The organism is Collinsella sp. LCP21S3_A3 (genome assembly GCF_052118905.1).
Lineage (GTDB): Bacteria > Actinomycetota > Coriobacteriia > Coriobacteriales > Coriobacteriaceae > Collinsella.
In genome coordinates this window covers 141,362-161,310 of the sequence record NZ_JBQKGH010000002.1, presented here as the reverse complement: position 1 = coordinate 161,310, position 19,949 = coordinate 141,362, and the positions used below count along the sequence as shown (strand labels likewise).

13 protein-coding genes are annotated in these 19,949 nt (G+C 61.3%); 10 read left to right on the top strand and 3 right to left on the bottom strand.

Annotation, left to right across the window (positions count from 1 at the left end; translation table 11 throughout):
- Nucleotides 1-21 precede the first annotated feature (21 nt).
- Both ACTQ0H_RS01875 and ACTQ0H_RS01870 read right to left on the bottom strand, forming a co-directional pair.
- Nucleotides 22-1,299 carry a sensor histidine kinase gene (locus tag ACTQ0H_RS01875; RefSeq protein ID WP_441537077.1) on the bottom strand — a complete coding sequence of 426 codons (1,278 nt, stop codon included), beginning with the start codon at nt 1,297-1,299 and terminating at the stop codon, nt 22-24.
- Nucleotides 1,299-2,021, bottom strand: a complete 723-nt coding sequence (locus tag ACTQ0H_RS01870; RefSeq protein WP_441537076.1) for a LytR/AlgR family response regulator transcription factor — start codon at nt 2,019-2,021, stop codon at nt 1,299-1,301. The genes ACTQ0H_RS01875 and ACTQ0H_RS01870 overlap by 1 nt, the downstream gene beginning before the upstream one ends.
- Before the next feature lie 242 nt (nt 2,022-2,263).
- Here ACTQ0H_RS01870 and ACTQ0H_RS01865 point away from each other — a divergent pair, with 242 nt between their 5' ends.
- The 5 genes from ACTQ0H_RS01865 to ACTQ0H_RS01845 all read left to right on the top strand — a co-directional run bounded on the left by ACTQ0H_RS01865 (nt 2,264) and on the right by ACTQ0H_RS01845 (nt 11,199).
- Nucleotides 2,264-7,066: an MBG domain-containing protein gene (locus ACTQ0H_RS01865; protein WP_441537705.1), complete on the top strand. Its 4,803-nt coding sequence runs from the start codon at nt 2,264-2,266 to the stop codon at nt 7,064-7,066.
- A gap of 265 nt (nt 7,067-7,331) precedes the next feature.
- A complete protein-coding gene (gene nadA / locus ACTQ0H_RS01860) occupies nt 7,332-8,357 on the top strand; it encodes a quinolinate synthase NadA (protein ID WP_441015368.1) in 1,026 nt (341 codons plus the stop codon).
- Nucleotides 8,358-8,413: 56 nt separating this feature from the next.
- Nucleotides 8,414-9,790 (top strand): L-aspartate oxidase, encoded by a 1,377-nt coding sequence (locus tag ACTQ0H_RS01855; protein WP_441537704.1) that lies wholly within the window; start codon nt 8,414-8,416, stop codon nt 9,788-9,790.
- 3 nt (nt 9,791-9,793) lie between these two features.
- Nucleotides 9,794-10,654 carry a carboxylating nicotinate-nucleotide diphosphorylase gene (nadC, locus tag ACTQ0H_RS01850; RefSeq protein WP_427719300.1) on the top strand — a complete coding sequence of 287 codons (861 nt, stop codon included), beginning with the start codon at nt 9,794-9,796 and terminating at the stop codon, nt 10,652-10,654.
- A complete protein-coding gene (locus ACTQ0H_RS01845) occupies nt 10,654-11,199 on the top strand; it encodes a transcription repressor NadR (protein WP_441537703.1) in 546 nt (181 codons plus the stop codon). The genes nadC and ACTQ0H_RS01845 overlap by 1 nt, the downstream gene beginning before the upstream one ends.
- A 237-nt stretch (nt 11,200-11,436) precedes the next feature.
- On the opposite strand, the gene ACTQ0H_RS01840 is transcribed toward ACTQ0H_RS01845, so the two are convergent.
- Nucleotides 11,437-11,688, bottom strand: a complete 252-nt coding sequence (locus ACTQ0H_RS01840) for an indolepyruvate ferredoxin oxidoreductase subunit alpha (RefSeq protein ID WP_158564522.1) — start codon at nt 11,686-11,688, stop codon at nt 11,437-11,439.
- Between the two features lie 590 nt (nt 11,689-12,278).
- Between ACTQ0H_RS01840 and dnaK the strand changes: the two genes are divergently transcribed.
- The 5 genes from dnaK (at nt 12,279) to ACTQ0H_RS01815 (ending at nt 19,414) form a co-directional block, all read left to right on the top strand.
- Complete coding sequence (gene dnaK, locus ACTQ0H_RS01835; protein ID WP_154518137.1) at nt 12,279-14,171, top strand: molecular chaperone DnaK; 1,893 nt, start codon at nt 12,279-12,281, stop codon at nt 14,169-14,171.
- 2 nt (nt 14,172-14,173) lie between these two features.
- Complete coding sequence (locus tag ACTQ0H_RS01830) at nt 14,174-15,016, top strand: nucleotide exchange factor GrpE (RefSeq protein ID WP_441537702.1); 843 nt, start codon at nt 14,174-14,176, stop codon at nt 15,014-15,016.
- 107 nt (nt 15,017-15,123) lie between these two features.
- Nucleotides 15,124-16,089, top strand: a complete 966-nt coding sequence (locus ACTQ0H_RS01825; RefSeq protein ID WP_154518131.1) for a DnaJ C-terminal domain-containing protein — start codon at nt 15,124-15,126, stop codon at nt 16,087-16,089.
- A 72-nt stretch (nt 16,090-16,161) separates the two neighbouring features.
- Entirely contained in the window at nt 16,162-16,578 is a 417-nt protein-coding gene (locus ACTQ0H_RS01820) for a heat shock protein transcriptional repressor HspR (protein ID WP_427719306.1), read from the top strand.
- 535 nt (nt 16,579-17,113) lie between these two features.
- The gene (locus tag ACTQ0H_RS01815) at nt 17,114-19,414 is read left to right on the top strand and encodes a hydratase (RefSeq protein WP_441537701.1); all 2,301 of its coding nucleotides are present in this window, start codon (nt 17,114-17,116) and stop codon (nt 19,412-19,414) included.
- Nucleotides 19,415-19,949: the final 535 nt, after the last annotated feature.

Here is a 19,949-nt window from a genome sequence, read left to right as displayed (position 1 = left end):
CGGCGCCGACTTGTCGCGCCCTTACATCACTGCGCGAAACTCAAACCGATCGCCGTGAATGCGAAACTGGCAGTTGCCGTTCATGCGCTCGACGGCAAGCTTAATGCTCCTGGTTCCAAAGCCGTGTCCGGTGTGCTCGGCCACGGGCATGCCGTCGACCATGCGCGGCGGGCGCCCAAACGTGTTGGAGACCAAAAGTAGCAGTTGTCCGTCCTCGCAACGCAGGTCCAGATCGACAAATCGCTTGCCCTGGGGAGCGGCGCTTGCGGCGACGATGGCGTTGTCCAGGGCGTTTGAGAGTACGCTAAACAGATCGACGTCGGCTACATGGACGCTCTCGGGCACGGCGGCGCGCAAATCGGCGCTGATGCCGTTTCGGTTGATATCGGAGCTAAATGACGAAAGCACGATATTGACCGTGTCGTTGGCGCAGTAGCGGCGCACAGCGGTGCGGTCGTTTGTCTCGCAGAGCTCGTCGATGCGCTCGAGCGCCTCGTCGATGCGGCCCTCCTCGATCAAAGCCGCAAGGCCGCGCAGGAAGTGCCGCATGTCGTGGCGGAGAACCGAAAGCTCACGTCCAGATTGGCGCCAGGCCTCGAGCTCCTTGATGGCTGCGCTGTCGCGGGTCGCGAGCATCCAGCGCTCGCGCTCGGCGATTTCCTTTGCCTCGTATTCGCGCAGATACACAGTAAGAAACATGAGGTAGAACGCGCAAAGCGCAAACGCCAAAAACTCAACCGTCACCACGGAGCCCGAGTGGAAGAGCGTGGTGTAGACGTTGGTGGCGTAGTCAAAGATGTAATAGACGAGCGGCAGGATGAGCAGAATCTCGAGCTCGGTGGGGGTTTTAACCGCCAGGCGCGGACCGATGTCGCTGGCCCAATGCAGCAGGATTGCAAAGACGACGGCCGTGGTGATAATGCGTGCCGCGTAGTACGCGATTTGCGAGTCGGTGGCGGCGAGCGCGGCGATGCCCATCCAGTTGCTGAACTGGCAGCTCAGATAAGCACTGGTGACGCCCAGCATAACGAGCAGGGGGTTCAGGCGATAGCGCGCGCACAGGTAGATGACGAGCGGCAGATGCACGACGAGCGGATATACCTGACGGGCGAAAAGCTCGCCGCCGACGGCATTGGCGAGGCCGAATGCGCATCCGGTTACGGCGCCGACCATCACCAGCTCAAGCGCATGACGCCGGTTGATCTCGATACCGCAGAGCGCCGCCGAGGCAAAAACGCCAAAAAGCAGGGTCGTTGCGTGGTGGATTGCCCAAAGTACCATCTTGGCCGCGGGGAGCATTAGCGCCTCCCGCTCTCGAACCGTGCCGCAAAGTAGGCATCCTGGAAACCCTGCTTGCAACTGCGCGCCAGCGGGATGCAAGCGCCCGAGCGCATGACGATATCCGTGCGGTTGAAGTGGTCGATATTGCGCAGGTTGACCTGGTAGCTACGGTGACATTTAAAGAAGTTCGCGTTTTTGGCCAGCTGGTCCTCGATGTTGCGGAACGGCTCGAGCGCTTCGATGTCGCGCCCGTCGCGCAGGTGGAATACCACGTGCTTGTTGCGGGCCTCGGCGTATTCGATATCGGACAGGCGCAGAGCATGGTATCCAAAGGACGTTTTGGTCACGAGCTCATCGGTCGCGTCAGGTCGCATGCTCGAAAGCTCGTCGAGCAGTTGCGCTAGGCGTTCGTACGCTACAGGCTTGAGTAGGTAGTCGAAGGCGCGGACCTCATAGGACTCCAGCGCGAACTCGGGCGATGAGGTGAGGAACACCAGACGCACGGCTGTATCGGATTGGCGCAACTCCCGCGCGGTGTCCATGCCGTTGACGAGCGGCATGATCACGTCGAGCAGAATGATGTCGGCGCGCGATGCGGCATGGCGGGCCAGCAGGCCCTCGCCGCGCGTGACGAGTGCAACGTCGACCGCCGTGCCCGTCTCGGTCGACCAGCGGTCGATCATCCGGTGCAGTCTATCTAGAAAAGCGACGTCGTCGTCGCAGGCGATGATCTTGAGCATTCGGGCCCCCTTAGTAGTTCGATTTTGCCACATTGGGTGCGCACTGCCCGCGGAGGAACACCCCGTTTGCGCCCCACGGTGCGCAACTCGCGCTGAGCGGCAGGGCGTCAGTTTTGACGGCCGCACAATACTTCATGGATACACATGTCAATCGATGCCGGCGGTCGGACGGGGAGTCAGGCCGCCCGCCGGCGCCAAGCGATAGCGAACATTGCGAAAGCATAGGGGTAAGGGGAGCCGTGATGAGGGAGAAGAAGATGGGGATGCGCAGACTTGCTGCTTGCGTGCTGGCTGCAGCGCTGGCGCTTGGGGGCGTGGCGACGACGCTCGCCACGCCTACGGTAGCCGAGGCGTATCCGTCCGCCGCGATCAAACCGAAACACCTGAAAAGCGAGCTTTCGTATGGCGAAAGTGATGTAATCCAACTTTCCGGCGGCAAAGACTATCGGTTTGCCGGCACGGTTGATATCGACCACTATGAGGTCGAGGGTGGCACCAAGGAGAACCCGACCCGCCTATATTTCACTGACAGCTCGTCTCTGGGCGGTCCGCTGACCGTCGAGCGTGACCTTACATATTCGCAACACCCGCTCTTTGTGCTCAAGGGCGGTTATGTCGAGTTTATCGGTGATTCGGGTGTCCCGACCGAGGTACGCTGCGATGGAAAAACGTTTTTGAGCGATAGCAATGATTACGAAGCGCGTGGAGGTGTCGATAAACCGAATACGGGCAAGAGCCTCAACCTTTCCGTGGAAAACCTCAAGCTTGTTTCAAGGACCGAGAACAAAGATACCGATCGGGCAATCACGCTCTATGGAACCATGGGTGCGGGGGAGACGGCCAGCTTCACGAACGTGAGTGTCAGCGGTTGGAAATGCTGCAAGAACAGCGCATTCAAGGTTGACAAGGGTAATGAAATTTACGAAGCCTCGCCGGCGCCTGTAACTATCAGAGGCAGCCAGGTCGCGGTGGATGCAACGTTTGTCAACTGTACGTTTAAGAATAATAGTGATGACTGCGTCGGCGCCTTGAGCGTGGTCGGGCGGTCGAAGACTCCAAAAGTTACGTTGAACGGCTGCACGTTCGAAAACAACAGTCAGGGAATGATTGCGTGCGACGAGATGAAGGTTGAGAGCGGTCATGTGCATGCGGGCAATATTGGCGTCAAAAATGCCATAGTCGCCCTGAATAACTGCAGTATCCGTTCAACAAATAACACGTCATGGAATGGACCCTGCTCTTATATGTTCAATGTGTGGGGTATTCAATATCAGATGCACATGACGAGTGCCATTGCGGTGGCAAAGGATGCGTCGTGCACCATAAACGGTACGGTTATCGACGATTCGTTCGTGTTCCCCTCTGATAGATTCAACGGTCGCGACATAAGCGGTCAGGACGAGAAGCGCTGCGCGGTTTACGCCCTTGGTTCTGTGACGCTCGCCGGCAACACGAAGGTCACTACGGCCAAGGCGAAGGGCGTCGATGCGTCCGATGTCGCGTCCGATGTCGGTAGCTACGGTAAGGTTCACGTCGATGAGTCTTTTACGGGCACAGCCGTCCTGTCTATCGACGATACCAAGTTCGATCCCGAGTCCAATAAGCAGTATTACTACTATGAGTATGTGGACCTTGTCACGAGCGATCTTTCGCAGGAGGATCTCGCGAGCAGGCTCAAGCTCGCCAACGAAAACCTTGCATACGACGTTACCGATGGCAAGGTCAAGGTTATCCATCGCAAGCACGAGCACGAGTGGATCTATTCCACCAACAAGGATGGGTACAGCATCGCGGCTACGTGCAACGGACAGTATGAGGCCTCGCACTGTGTCTACTCCGGGGATGGCGAGAAGATCTCGCTGATGTCGTCCAAGAGCGGCGACCTGAGCTTTACCTACAACGGCAAGCCGCGCGATGCCGTGCTTGCTACGACTAAGCCGTCTCAAAAGGACAACGCTGTAGCCCAGGGCAAGGTAACGATTGTGAGCGCACGCTTTTACCGTTTCGTGGATGAGAATGACACCGTGGGCATCGAGATGGAAGGGTCGCAGCCGTGCGATGCGGGTACCTATCGCGTGGTGGCGACGGTTGCCATCGAGGGACAGAGCGATGTTACGCTCGAGCGCGTGTTCAAGATTAACCCCGCCTCGCTTGCGGAGAAGGACTCCAGCCGCAAGGATCTTTGCAAGGTCGAAATCATTGGCTACGACAAGTTGAAGGATAACGTCAGGTTCAGCAACGGTGACGTGCTCAACGACGTTCCGTCTTATGAGTGGACGGGTGAGGAGATAACGCCTCGCATTAAGGTGACGTATAAGCTTGGCGACGAATGGATTGAGCTTAAAGAGGGCGTCGATTTCGAACGCCTCGCTTGGGGCGAATCGGTTTCGGAGAAAGATCCAGGTGCGTACCGGAGCCAGCTCTGGGGCCTGGGAAACTTCTCATCCTACGAGTCAATTTACTCCTGCAAGTTTTTCTACTGGAGCATCTACGGCACCCAGTTCGAGAATGTTCAGGCCAAGGGCTTTGACGGCACCTATGATGGCAAGGCTCACTCGCCGTCGGTGACGGTCGACAACGCCCCCGAGGGCATGAAGATCGAATATAGCGTCGATGGTGGCTCGCTGTACGAAGACCAAATCCCCTCCTATACCAATGTCACGCGCGATATCTATTACAACGTGTGTGCCGAGACAATTAAGTACCGTATTACCGCACCCGACTACGTGCCGGTGGAGGGCGAGCTCGAGATAAAAATCACCCCCGCCGAACAGGCTGCTCCCAAGGACGTTAAGACGACGGCCGCGACCGGACATGCCTTGGCGGATGGCAGCATCGACGGGATTGATAACACCTACGAGTGGAAAGCCGAGGCCGCCGGCGACTATCAGTGGATTGCCGAAGGCGAGACGTCGGTTAAGGGCCTCGCCGCTGGCAAATACAGCGTTCGTCTTAAGGCCGACCGTAACCATAACGCCTCTGAGGCCCTGACGGTTGAGGTCAAGGACGGCCCCAAGAAGGCCGACGGTAGCGGTTGGAAGCACGACGACGCCGAGCACTGGAACACCTGCACCTGCGGCAAGGAGGACGTTGACCGCGCCCAGCACGACTTTGAGTGGGTCGTCGACCAGGACGCCACGGCCGATAAGCCCGGTTCCAAGCACGAGCGCTGCAAGACGTGCGGCTACGAGTGCGAGTCTGTCGAGATTCCCGCCTTCGGCATCAAGGGCTACTCCGACGAGTACGACGGTGCGTATCACACGGTTGATGCGACGAGTCTGCCCGAGGGCGCGACGGCCCAGTACAGCACCGACGGCAAGAAATGGTCCCTCGAGGCCCCCAAGATTAAGGACGTCGGCACGCTGACCGTTGCTTACCAGGTGACGATTGACGGTGCGACCGCCGAGGGCGAGGTCACGCTCGAGGTCAAGCCGCGCGCGATTACGGTCACCGCCCAGGCCGCTTCTAAGACCTACGGCGAGGCCGACCCCGTGTTTACGTGGGCGATCACATCCGGCGAACTCGTTGAGGGCGAGAGCCTTCAGGGTATTGAGATTGAGCGCGATGATGACGACAGCGTGCACGACGGTGGCTATGCTCTGCACCTGACGCAGCCTGAGGGCGCCAACTCCAACTACAAGATCACGTTCAAGGACGGCACCTTTACGATCGGTAAGCGCGAGCTTGCCGTAACGTGGGACACCACTACTGGGTTCACCTACGACGGCGAGGAGCACTGCCCCCAGGCGAAGCTCCACAATGTCATCGAAGGTGACGATATCTCCGCGTACGTCGACGGCGCCAAGGTCAAGGCCGGCACCTACACGGCGAAAATCACCGAGCTGACGGGCGACGACGCGGGTAACTACAAGCTTCCCGCCGAAGGCCTGACGTGCGAGTTCTCCATCAAGAAGGCGCCCCAGGGTGCGCCGAAAGTCCAGGCCACGGCCGAGACCGTGAGCGGCAAGCGTGACGGCAAGATCACGGGCGTCGACGCGACGATGGAGTGGCGTGCCAAGGGTGCTGACGAGTATCAGGCGGTGGACGAGGGCGTGACCGAGCTTACGGGTCTTGCCGCCGGCACGTATGAGGTGCGCTACCAGGCCAAGGCCAACTACGACGCTTCTTCCGCCACCGAGGTTACCGTGGCGGCCGGTCCCAAGCTGGTCGTGACGCTGCCGAGCAATCAGGTGGGCTACGCGCTCACCTCGACGGCAACCGAGCTCGATTGGCACGGGACTGCAACACTCACCATGGGCATCGACAGCGCGTACTTTGCGGGCAAGGACTACGCCGTCAAGGTCAACGGCACGTCCGTTAAGCTTTCCGCCAAGGGCACCTATGAGCTCAAGGACGTCGAGGGCGATGTGAATGTGACAGTCGAGGGCGTGCTTAAGCACGAGCCCGACGGCTCCGGCTGGGCACGCGATGCCAAGAACCACTGGCATAACTGCCGCTGCGACGACATCATCGACAAGGCCGCGCATACCTTTAAGTGGGTTGTCGACAAACCGGCGACTACCGAGGCCAAGGGCAAGAAACACCAGGAGTGCACCGTCTGCGGCGATCAGGGCGCAACCGAGGAAATTGCGATTCTGGTACCCGAGATCATCGACGGTAAGGGTCAGACGATGGTGGTTGACGCCGCCAAGGACCTGAGCTTCCGTTCGAGCGCACCGCTCGCGTTCTTCCAGAAGGTACTGGTCGACGATAAGGAGGTCGCGCCCGAGAACTACGTGCTCACCGAGGGCTCTACGATCGTGACGCTTAAGGCGAGCTTCCTGAATACGCTCGGCGTGGGCGAACACAAGCTGAGCGTGGTTTCGACCACGGGCACGGCCGAGACGACCTTTACCGTTGCCGAGGCTGCCAAGCCCGCTCCTGGCCAGACCACCACGACTACGACTTCCAAGCCTAAGAAGAGGGCTAGCAAGGAGGCGTTGCCTGAGTCCGGCGACAGCACTTATGTCATTGCGGGTGCCGTGCTCGCTGCCGGTGTGGCAGTCCTGCTGCTGGCGTGGGCCATCATGAAGCGCCGCGCTTAACCGCGCACCAGCTCCCAGCGGGTCCGGATCGAGCGATCCAGACCCGCTTTTATGCCCACCGCCTCTCGGACTAAGATAAAACGGGCCGCTCGAACCGTGTGGCGGATCCATTTTCGACTGTCCTCAGCTTGCCAGTTCGAAAATGGACCCGCCCCAAGATTGAATCCTTATTCCAACTTTACACCTGGCTTTACAGCTGTCTTGTCAGCTGTAAAGCCAGGTGTCATACTAAAGCCCCAAGATTCGCCAAAAGAGAGGGGCCTTGATGGCACAGAGCGCGAACATGGATGCATCGGAGCTTGCACGCGATATCGCGGCCGGCCTGGCATCGGCAACGACGGCAACGGAGCGCGCGGCACTGGTGCCCGCAGAGCTCGTCGAGGCCATTCATCAGCTAAAAACCCAACGTGACGCAGTGATCCTGGCGCACTATTATGTGGCGCCCGAGGTTCAGGCTGTGGCCGATTTCGTCGGCGACAGCTTCTACCTGGCAAAGCTTGCCAAGAGCCTGCCGCAGCAGACTATCGTGCTGTGCGGCGTGGAGTTTATGGGCGAGAGCGCCAAGCTGCTCAACCCCACCAAGACCGTGCTGCTGCCCGATCCGGGCGCGGACTGTCCCATGGCGCACATGGTCAAGCACGAGACGGTCGACGCAGCGCGCGCCGAATATGGCGACGACCTGGCCGTGGTGTGTTACGTCAACTCGACGGTCGAGATCAAGAGCTGGAGTGACGTGTGCGTTACCAGCTCTAACGCCGTCAAGATCGTCTCCGAGCTGCCGCAGCAGCACATCTTGTTCATTCCCGACCAGAACCTGGGCCGCTTTGTGGCCGAGCAGGTGCCCCAAAAGCACGTCATCCTCAACAACGGCTACTGCCCGCGCCATCACATCATCACCGTCGAGCAGATCGTCGACGCGCAGGAGGCGCACCCCGACGCGCTCGTGCTGGCGCACCCCGAGTGCAAGGCCGACGTCCTGGCCGAGGCCGACTACATCGGCTCCACTGCCGGCATCATCAAGTATGCCGAGGAGTCGGACGCGAGCGAGTTTATCATCGTGACGGTCCGCGGCGTGCTCTACGAGCTCGAGCGGCGTTGCCAGGGCACCGGCAAGAAGTTCTACTTCCCCGCGGTGCAGCCCACCTGCGTCAACATGGATCTCATCACGCTCGAAAAGCTCGTGCGCTGCCTGGAGACGGGCGAGGGCGAGGTGCAGATTGGCGTGTCGGATGAGGCCGCCGACCAGGCCAAGCTCACGCTCGACCGCATGCTCGAATACGCGGCGCGCTAGAACGATGTGACATGAGGGACCATCCCTTATGCCACATTGCAAGGGAGAGGATTCCTGTGGAAACCAAACAATGCCCCGACATGGAGTGCGACGTCGTCATTGCCGGTTGCGGCGTGGCGGGCCTATACGCGGCCCTCAATCTGCCGACGAGCACGCGCGTGATCATGCTCTCCAAGGGCACTGTCGACGAGTGCGATTCGATGCTCGCGCAGGGCGGTATCTGCGTGCTTCCCGAAGGCTCTGACTACGACGCCTTCTTTGAGGACACCATGCACGCCGGCCACTACGATAACCGCCGCGAGAGCGTCGACATCATGATCCGCTCGAGCCGCTCGGTCATCAACGACCTGCTGGCCATGGGCGTGGACTTTGAGCGCAAGGCCGACGGCAGCCTCGACTTTACCCGCGAGGGTGCGCACAGTCGCCCGCGCATCGCCTTCCATGCCGACATTACGGGCAAGGAGATCACGACCAAGCTCCTCCAGGCCGTTCGCAAGCTGGATAACGTGCAGATTTTGGAGCACGTGGCCATGACCGACATTCTGGCGGGCGAGCGTGATGGCGCCACGGCGTGCCTCGGCGTCGTCGCCGTTCCCGTGGACGAGGACAACTCGGTTCGCCCCGCCGACGAGCTGGCAAATGCCGCCGAGGGCGTGCATGCCGGCGAGCCGTTTAAGATCCATGCCCGCCACACGCTGTGGGCTACAGGCGGTATCGGCGGCGTGTACGACCACTCGACCAACTACCCGCAGCTCACCGGCGATGCCTGCTACATTGCCCAGGAGCATGGCATTAAGATGGAGCACCTGGACTACGTGCAGATTCACCCCACGGGACTGTTCTCGCCGCAGCCGGGCCGCACCTTCCTGATCAGCGAGAGCTGCCGCGGCGAGGGCGCGATTTTGCTCAACGCCGCCGGCGAGCGTTTTACCGATGAGCTTCAGCCGCGCGATGTGGTCGCTGCCGCTATTCGCGAGCAGATGAAGCAGGATGGTACCGAGCACGAGTGGCTGAGCTTTGCCCCCGTTGAGCGCGACGTGGTGACCGGACACTTTGCCAACATTCGCGCACGCTGCCTGGAGGACGGCCGCGACATCTTGGACGAGCCCATTCCCGTCACACCCACGCAGCACTACTTTATGGGCGGCGTGTGGGTCGACAAGGACGGCCGCACCTCGATGCCCGAGCTCTACGCCGCCGGCGAGACGGCCTGCAACGGCGTTCACGGCAAGAACCGCCTTGCATCAAACAGCCTGCTCGAGGCGCTGGTCTGGGGTCGTCGCGCCGCGTGGCACATGCGTACCGGCGAGTCGCTCGCCGTGGAGCAGGCGGGCGAGCCCGCGCTCGATGGCCGTCATCGCGCCCTGAGCGCCGACACCCTGGCAATCGATGATTTGGCCCGTGCCGCCGGCACGCAGGCCGTGGAGGAGTAGACCATGAACCCCATTACCATGAAGCTCGTCGTCGATGATCTGATTCTGCAGGCTCTGCGCGAGGACATTACGTTTGAGGACGTGAGCACGGCGAGCGTGTGCCCCACGGCGCGTCCCGCCACGGTGGAGCTCATCGCCAAGGCCGATGGCATCATCGCGGGCCTGGATGTGTTCGCTCGCACCTTTGAGCTGCTGGATTCGCAGAGCTCGGTGCTGTTTGACGTTGCCGATGGCGACGAGGTGCACGCCGGCGACCATGTGGGCCAGGTACGCGGCGATGCGCGCGTGCTGCTTTCGGGCGAGCGCGTGGCGCTCAACTACCTGCAGCGCATGAGCGGTATCGCTACCTATACGCACCAGATGGCTGCGGCGCTCGAGGGCACCAAGACCGTGCTCGTCGACACGCGCAAGACCACGCCGGGTATGCGCGTCTTCGAGAAGGCCGCGGTCGAGATCGGCGGCGGCAGCAACCACCGCTACAACCTGTCGACGGCCGTCATGCTCAAGGACAACCACATCGATGCCGCCGGCGGCGTGACGCGTGCGATCGAGATGGCGCGCGCCCATGCATCGTTTACCGCGACGGTCGAGATCGAGTGCGAGAACCTGGACATGGTGCGCGAGGCCGTGGAGGCCGGCGCCGACATCATCATGCTCGACAACATGACCCACGATGACATGGCTGCCGCGATTGAGCTTATTGCCGGTCGCGCCAAGACCGAGTGTTCGGGCAACGTGGATGCCAGCAATATCCGTGCGCTTGCCGACCTGGGCGTTGACTTTATTAGCTCGGGGGCGTTGACGCACTCTGCGCCGATTCTCGACCTCTCGCTTAAGCACCTGCGTCTGCTGGACGGTAAATAATGGACGCCCGCGAGCGTCGCCGTGCCATCATGGGCGTGCTCGAACGAGCCAAAGACCCCGTCTCCGGCAGTACGCTTGCTCGCGAGGTGGGTGTGAGCCGCCAGGTTGTCGTGCAAGACATCGCCCTGCTGCGCGCCGATGGGCACGATATCGTGGCGACCAATCGCGGCTACGTGCTGCAGGAGGCCCCCAGCAGCCCCGCCGTGCCCACGCGCCTGGTCAAGGTTCGCCATAGCGTGGAGCAGGCAGGCGATGAGCTCACGAGTATCGTCGACGCCGGAGGCGCCGTGCTCAACGTGATCGTCAACCACCGCGTGTACGGTAAAATCACGGCCGACCTGGACATCCGCAATCGTCGCGATGTTGAGCGCTACCTGCACGATATCGAGAGCGGCAAGAGCTTTCCACTACTAACGGTGACGAGCGGCTATCACTTCCATCGCATCGCGGCAGAGGATGAGCAAACCCTCGACGAGATCGAGGCTATGCTCAAGGAGAGGGGCTATCTGGCAGACCTGATGCCCTACGAAGACGATCTATCGTAGCCGACGCTGCAAACGCCCCTAAGCGGCAATCTGACGTTCAATCGTCGGTCGCGTACAAAAGTACGCTTCCCTTCTCTTTCACGTCACCTTGCTCGCTTAGGGGCGTTTTCGCTGACTTATGCTCAACCTGCGACGGTGCCAAATTAGCTATCCGCACAAAAAAGAGGCCTCTGCGGCGATGCGGAGGCCTCCTTTTTTGTGCACGGTGTACTCGTGAGTGTGCAAGTGGGGGAGTTGTTACTCCTCGACGATCTCGGTGATCGCGCCGGCGGGGCAAGCGTCCTGGCAAGCGCCACAGGCGACGCAGGAGTCCTCGTCAGCAACGGTAGCGACGTCCTGGAGCTCCAGAACGCCAGCGGGGCAGGAGTCGACGCAAACGCCACAAGCGATGCACTCGTCGGCATCAATTACGGGATGAGCCATGGTAGTTTCCTCTCTGTTGACCGACGCTACAGGCGATGCGCGCCGGTTTGATTCGGGCAAAAACATACCACGTGAGCGACCGTTTGCAATACCCTCTGGCCGGCATCTTCATACCATTCGCCGAGTATGCCACGGCTTACTAAGAAACGCACAGGTGAGGCTGGTGAGCTGTGCAGATGTTAGCTAAAGGTGACTCGAATTATTGAGCAATTGAGTGGGCTTTCGGAAAGCGCATCCCGTTATCTGGTCGAAAAACGGGTCACAGTTTCCGGTTGGGCCCGCTAGCGGAAACTGCGACCCGGTATCAGCTCTCAAAACGGGATATGGTTTCCGGTTGAGCCTTCAGACGGAAACTACGACCCGGAATCCACACTCAAACCGGGACGAGCTTTCCGTAAAGCAGCCCCAGGCACCCCCGGCCCAAACCTCAGCCATCTCTACATAGATCTCGATAGATTTGCCGAGAACTCAATCAGCGCATCTACCTGCGCATTCGAGAACCTAAACTCTAAGTGATAAGAAATCTTATATGAATTGACTTAGATTTTGTATATTCCGGTCCATAAGGGGATACACTACATCCTGAAAGACAAACCGAAAGACCGCTTGGCAGACCGCCGAGTCGGTGCAAACGCACAAGAGAGAGGGAATTTCTAATGGGCAAGATTCTTGGTATCGACCTTGGTACTACTAACTCCGCAATGGCCGTTCTCGAGGGCGGTTCTCCGACCATCATCGTGAACGCCGAGGGCGACCGCACCACCCCGTCTGTCGTGGGCTTCCGTGCCGACGGCGACCGCGTCGTGGGCAAGGCCGCTAAGAACCAGGCGGTCACCAACCCCAAGAACACCGTGTTCTCCATCAAGCGCTTCATGGGCCGCAAGTACTCCGAGTGCACCTCCGAGCTCAAGACAGTGCCGTATGAGGTCAAGGAGGGCCAGGGTGGCCGTGCCGTCGTCGACATCGAGGGCAAGGAATACACCGCCGAGCAGGTGAGCGCCATGACGCTCGCAAAGATGAAGGCCGACGCCGAGAAGTATCTGGGCGAGACCGTCACCGACGCCGTCATCACCGTCCCGGCCTACTTCAACGACGCCCAGCGCCAGGCCACCAAGGACGCCGGTAAGATCGCCGGCCTCAACGTTAAGCGTATCGTCAACGAGCCGACCGCTGCCGCTTTGGCCTATGGCCTGGACAAGCAGGGCTCCGACCAGCGCATCCTGGTCTTCGACCTGGGCGGCGGTACCTTCGACGTCTCCATCCTCGACCTCGCCGACGGCGTGTTTGAGGTTCTGTCCACCTCGGGCGACAACCACCTGGGCGGCGACGACTGGGATCAGCGCGTCATCGACTGGATGGCCGATAAGTTCCAGCAGGAGAACGGTGTCGACTTGCGTCAGGACCCCATGGCCCTGCAGCGTCTGAAGGAGGCCGCCGAGAACGCCAAGAAGGAGCTCTCCGCCGCCCAGCAGTCCACTATCAACCTGCCGTTCATCACTATGAACCAGTCCGGCCCGCTGCACCTCAACTACACGCTGACCCGCGCCGAGTTCGAGAAGATCACCCGCGACCTGCTCGAGCGCTGCAAGCAGCCTGTCACCAACGCCCTGCGCGACGCTAACCTTAAGCTCTCCGATCTGACCGAGGTCATCCTCGTCGGCGGCTCCACCCGTATGCCCGCCGTCCAGGAGCTCGTCAAGACCATGACCGGCAAGCAGCCCAACATGTCCGTGAACCCCGACGAGGTCGTTGCCGACGGCGCTGCCGTCCAGGGCGGCGTGCTCACCGGCGACGTCGAGGGCATCCTGCTGCTCGACGTTACCCCGCTGTCGCTGGGCGTCGAGACCATGGGCGGCATCATGACCAAGATGATCGACCGCAACACCACGATTCCGACCTCCAAGACCGAGGTCTACTCCACCGCTGCCGACAACCAGACCAGCGTCGAGATCAACGTGCTCCAGGGCGAGCGCGAACTTGCCCGCGACAACAAGTCGCTCGGTAAGTTCCAGCTGACCGGTATCCCGGCTGCCCGCCGCGGCGTGCCGCAGATCGAGGTCACCTTCGACATCGACGCCAACGGCATCGTCAAGGTCTCCGCTAAGGACAAGGGCACCGGCAAGGAGCAGCAGATCACCATCTCCGGCTCCACCGCTCTGTCCGACGAAGAAGTCGATCGTATGGTCAAGGACGCCGAGGCTCATGCCGAGGAGGACAAGAAGCAGAAGGAAGAGGTCGAGGTCCGCAACCAGACCGACAGCCTGTGCTACTCCACCGAGCAGACCCTCAACGAGCTGGGCGACAAGGTTTCCGCCGACGTGAAGTCCAAGGCCGAGGCCGCTATCGCCGATGCCAAGAAGGCGCTCGAGGGCTCTGACGTCGAGGCCATCAAGGCCGCCGGCGAGTCCCTGCAGTCCGTGGCCTACGAGCTGGCTCAGGTTGTCTACGCCGACGCCCAGCAGCAGACCGACGGTGCCGCCGGCGCCCAGCCTGCCGACGATGACGTCGTCGACGCTGACTACGAGGTTGTGGACGACGAGGACAAGTAATCATGTCCGCCCGTAAAGCTCGCACGGAGGCGGCTGCCGTTGGAGCCGCCCCCGTTGACTCTGAGGAGAAGGACGTGAAGATTCCCGTAGAGGCCGTCGACGATACCGAGGCCAACGAGGCCGAGGCCGCCGAGGCTGTCGAGAACCAGGTAGAGGATTCCAACAAGGAGGCGACGATGACCGAGGACGAGATGGTGGAAGCCGCTATCCGCGCCGGTGAGGAAGCCGCCGACAACGACTTTAAGCTCAAGTTCGAGCAGGCCCAGAAGGAGCTTGCCGACGTGCGCAATGAGCTCGATGCTGCGACAGAGGCTCAGAAGGCTGCCGAGGACAAGGCGAAGGACGCCACCGAGCGCACCGCCCGTCTGCAGGCCGACTGGGAGAACTTCCGTCGCCGCACCGCCAGCGAGCGTATCGCCGAGCGTGAGCGCGCGACCGAGAAGCTTGTCACTGCGCTGCTGCCGGTGGTCGACGATATCGAGCGCGCGATCGACCATGCCCGCAGCCAAGAGCTTGCCGACGACTTTAAGCAGTTCGTCGACGGCGTCGACGCGGTGCATGCCAAGCTACTCGATGTGTTTGCGCACGAGGGCGTTGAGCCCATCGACCCCAAGGGCGAGGCGTTCGATCCGCTCGAGCACCAGGCTGTGGGTCGCGTCGAGGACTCGTCGCAGTACGACGAGACCGTCAACGACGTGTACCAGAAGGGCTACCGCATGGCGGACCGCATCCTGCGTTCCGCGATGGTGACGGTGACCTACGGTGGCGAAAAGCGCCCCGCACCGGAGCCCGAAGCGGCGCCCGAGGATGCTGCGGCCGATACGGCCGAGAGCGCCGAGGAGTAATTGAGAAGGGCCCCGGGGCAACACCCGGGGCCCTTTCTGGCCTAGTGCCATATGAAAGCATGAACCGCCGCCCGCTGGGCGACGGATAAAACAGGAGAGGAGCTACGATGGCTGCAGGCAAAACCTTCTATGACATCCTGGGCGTATCCAAGAGCGCCTCCGACAAAGAGATCAAGAGCGCGTTTCGCAAGCTCGCGCAAAAATATCACCCTGACGCCGGCGGCGACGAGGCCAAGTTCAAGGAGATCAGCGAGGCCTACGAGACGCTTTCGGACGAGAAGAAGCGCAAAGAGTACGACCAGATGCTCATGTTTGGCGGCATGCCGGGCGCAGGCGGCGCGTATGGCGGCGGCTACGGTGCCGGCGCGGGTGCCAGCGGCTGGGGCGACATCTTCGACAGCATCTTTAGCGGCAACGGCGCCTGGGGCAGCGATTGGGGCTCGGGCTTTGCCGGGGCTGCGGGCGCTGCCGGTGCCGGCGCGGGTCGCAGCCGCGCTCGCAAGGGCGGCGACCTGTCGCTGACCGTCGATGTGACGGCCGAGGACGCGTTTCGCGGCGTGACGCACAAGGTCACCTATCGCATTCCCTCGACAGGCGAGCAGCAGACCATTACGGTCTCGGTGCCCGCGGGCGCGGTCGACGGCGGCAAGCTACGCTACAAGCGTCGCGGCGAGTATGGCGTCGCCGGTGGCGAGCGCGGCGACCTGGTCGTGACCACGCATGTGGAGGAGCACCCGCTGTTTAAGCGCAAAGGCGCCGACGTGACCATGGAGGTACCGGTCTCGGTCTACGAGGCGGCGCTCGGCTGCACGGTGGACGTGCCCACGCCCGGCGGTGCGACGGTCCGTTTGAAAGTGCCTGCGGGTACCCAGACGGGCAAGAAGTTCCGCTTTAAGGAGATGGGGGCGCCCGACGTTAAGCACCGTGGCCGTACGGGCGCGCTGCTCGTCGAGATCAAGGTACAGGTTCCCACGAACCTATCCGATGACGAGCGCGATGCCATGACCAAGCTGCGCGAGGCCGACACGCGCGACTACCGCGAGAAGGTCAACCGTTACAAGGCGACGTTCTAGGGCGGTCGCGGTGCACGCCCACGCCTGCGGGCTTATGATGGACGATAACGAGACGGAAAGGGGTCAGGTAGCATGGCCGAGGACAATAGGAACAAACCGCTGTACATGATCAGCGTGGCGGCCGAGCTGACCGGCATGCATCCGCAGACTCTGCGCGTCTACGAGTCCAAGGGCCTGGTGAACCCCCAGCGCTCGGGCGGCAACACGCGCCTGTATTCGCGTGCCGATATCGAGCGCCTGGAGCTCATCAACCAGCTGACCGACGAGGGCATCAACCTTGCCGGCGTGGTGCGCATCCTCGATATGAAGGAGCGTGCCGAGGAGCGCGAGCGCGAGAACGAAAAGCTCCGCGCCCGCATGCGCCAGCTCGAGGACGAGCTGCACGAGTACAAGATGCAGAAGAAGATCACCTCCCTGGCCCCGCGCGATGGCTCGGTTAATCCCGAACAGGTCATGCGCAAGCTGCTGGGCGCCGGCGGGGATCTCTAGGTTCCGCCGTTCTAACGAACGGCGGACCGGTCGACGCTGCGCGCCGCCCAGGGCGACAATTTGTCATTCAAAAGGCAAGGCATGACCAGAAGGTCTATGCCTTGCCTTTTTCATGCCAACTTGTTCGCTCTGGACGTCGCTCGCTGTCCGTCCTCTACCTGCGGCGTTGCCATGGTCCGGATGCGGCACTTGGGGACGTTCCTCACTTTGGAAATGCGGCCCGCTCGCTGTCCATCCTCTACCTGCGGCGTTGCCTTGTTCCGGATGCGGTAGTCGTTGGTAGTCATTGGGACCCGCTCGCTGTCGTTGCCAAAGCAGCGGCGTTGTTATGGGTAGTCATTGGGGACGTTCTTAAATGACTAGTCGAAAGGGACGCTCTTGCACCAAATCTGCTGACCCACATCGGGCTCGTCCTGTACTTTACCGAGATAAAGTGAACGTGCAGATTCGTAACCCATTCGCAACCGTTCTATGGCACGATATTGAACGAATGCATGCTATGCGCCCAAATCTTTTGGGCAGAGTGGGAGACAGTATGGTCAAGCTGTACGAGGACGGCATCTACCTGCGCGGCGGCAGCGAGGTTGTGCCTGCGGCCGAGGCTGCCGAGCGCGGTATTACGCAGACGCCCGAGGATGCCAAGCGCGGCACCATCGCGTATTCGATCCTCCAGGCACACAATACGTCCGGCGACCCCGAGGCGCTCAAGATTCGCTTCGATGCCATGGCGAGCCACGACATCACCTTTGTCGGCATCATCCAGACGGCGCGCGCCTCGGGCATGGAGCAGTTCCCGCTGCCCTACGTGCTTACCAACTGCCATAACTCGCTGTGCGCCGTGGGCGGCACCATCAACGAGGACGACCACGTCTTTGGCCTTTCCGCGGCCAAAAAGTACGGCGGCATCTTCGTTCCGCCGCACATCGCCGTCATCCACTCCTTTATGCGCGAGAACTTCGCCGGTTGCGGCAAGATGATCCTGGGCTCCGACTCGCACACCCGCTATGGCGCCCTGGGCACCATGGCCGTGGGCGAGGGCGGCGGCGAGCTGGCAAAGCAGTTGCTGCGCGACACCTACGACGTTGCCTATCCCGGCGTCGTCGCTATCTACCTCACGGGCGCCCCGCGTCCCGGCGTCGGCCCGCACGACGTGGCGCTCGCCATCATCCGTGCCGTCTTTGCCAAGGGCTATGTCAAGAACAAGGTCATGGAGTTTGTGGGCCCCGGCATCGCGAGCATGACGACCGATTACCGCAACGGCGTCGACGTCATGACCACCGAGACCACCTGCCTGTCGAGCATCTGGGCCACCGACGAGGACACGCACGCGTTTTTGGCCATGCACGGTCGCGGCGACGACTACCGCGAGCTCAAGCCCGCCGATGTCGCCTACTACGACGGTTGCGTCGAGGTCGATCTGTCGAGCATCAAGCCCATGATCGCGCTGCCATTCCATCCTTCCAACGGCTTTGAGATCGAGGAGCTCAACGAGAACCTCGAGGACATCCTGCATGAGGTGGAGCTCGAGGCCGCCAAGATCGGCGAGGGCAAGACGCACTTTAGCCTGCTCGACAAGATCGTCGACGGCAAGCTGCATGTGCAACAGGGCGTTATCGCCGGCTGCTCGGGCGGCAACTACGACTCCGTGGTCCAGGCTGCCCGCGTGCTCAAGGGTGCCAATACCGGCTGCGGCGAGTTCTCGCTGTCGGTCTATCCCACGAGCCAGCCCGTGGCGCTCGAACTTACGCGCCGTGGCTATATCTACGACCTTATGGAGGCCGGCGCGATCGTGCGCACGGCGTTCTGCGGTCCGTGCTTTGGCGCCGGCGACACGCCTGCCAACAACGGCCTGTCCATCCGCCACACCACGCGCAACTTCCCCAACCGCGAGGGTTCCAAGCCGGGCAATGGTCAGCTGAGCGCCGTGGCCCTAATGGACGCTCGCTCCATTGCGGCGACGGCCGCCAACGGCGGCGTCCTGACGCCGGCGACCGACCTGCCCGAGGAGACTTGGGACGAGGCCTGCGAGTACACCTTTGACGACGCGCCGTATAAAAAGCGCGTGTACTGGGGCTTTGGCAAGGCCGAGCCTGCCGACGAGCTGGTCGAAGGACCCAACATCAAGCCATGGCCCGCGATGGAGCCTCTCGGCGACGATATCCTGCTCAAGGTGTGCTCCAAGATCATGGACCCGGTCACCACGACCGACGAGCTCATTCCCTCGGGCGAGACGAGCTCCTTCCGCTCCAATCCGCTGGGCCTGGCAGAGTTTACGCTCAGCCGCCGCGATCCGGCCTACGTGGGCCGCTCCAAGGAGGTCGACGCGGTGGAGAAGCGCCGCGTTGCCGGCGAGGCCGCGGGCGACTTGGCCGCGCTCGATGCCGAGCTTGCCGGCGTGTTTGAGGCGCTGGCCGGCGCCGGCGTCGTGGCCGATGCCAAGGCGACCGAGTACGGCTCCATGCTCTATGCCAAGAAGCCCGGTGACGGTTCTGCCCGCGAGCAGGCCGCGAGCTGCCAGCGCGTGATTGGCGGTCTGGCCAACATCGTCCACGAGTACGCCACCAAGCGTTATCGCTCCAATGTGATGAACTGGGGCATGGTGCCCTTCCAGATGGAGGCCGAGCCCAACTTTGAGGTGGGCGACTACGTCTTCGTGCCGGGTATCCGCGCTGCGCTCGACGGCGACCTAAAGGACATCGCCGCCTACGTGGTGCGCGCCGATGGTGCGGTCGAGCAGATTGAGCTCTACATTGCCGATATGACGGCTGAGGAGCGTGCCATCGTCAAGGCCGGCTGCCTGATCAACTACAACAAGTTCAAGGCCGCTGCCGAGTAACGTTGCTGTACGCCCCGGACACACCTTTCCCTCGTGCTCACGCGCTTCGCGAGGGTCGCCCGAGGGAAAGGTGTGTCCGGGGCTACCGCGACGTTCTCGTTGGGTCTTGAGGGACGCTAATAAATAGACTTGCTTGATGCCGCCTCTGTTAATGGGGCGGCTTCTTTTTTGTCGAGAACCGCCACAAAGGGGACAGGCACCTTTGTGGCGGTTCTCGGTTTTTCTCGACCTGTAACATCTTGGCCGCTAAAAGTGGGCCTGGTGTTACAGATTTAGATTTTCGATTCGGGTGTCTTCTGTTCGTCTCGATTTGTAACAGATAGAGCTCTATTTGCCGAGTAGATGTTACAGATTGAGACAAACGGGTGCCGCTGGTCATTTCATCTTGATTTATAACATCTGGAGCCATAAACAGCCGCTAGATGTTACAGATTGAGATAGTAAGGGGACGAGACCGCAGCGGGTGAGCGTGCCTGCCCCCTATCTCTTAATCACTCAGAAAATCTTATATATAGAGACTTAGATTTGTGTATAA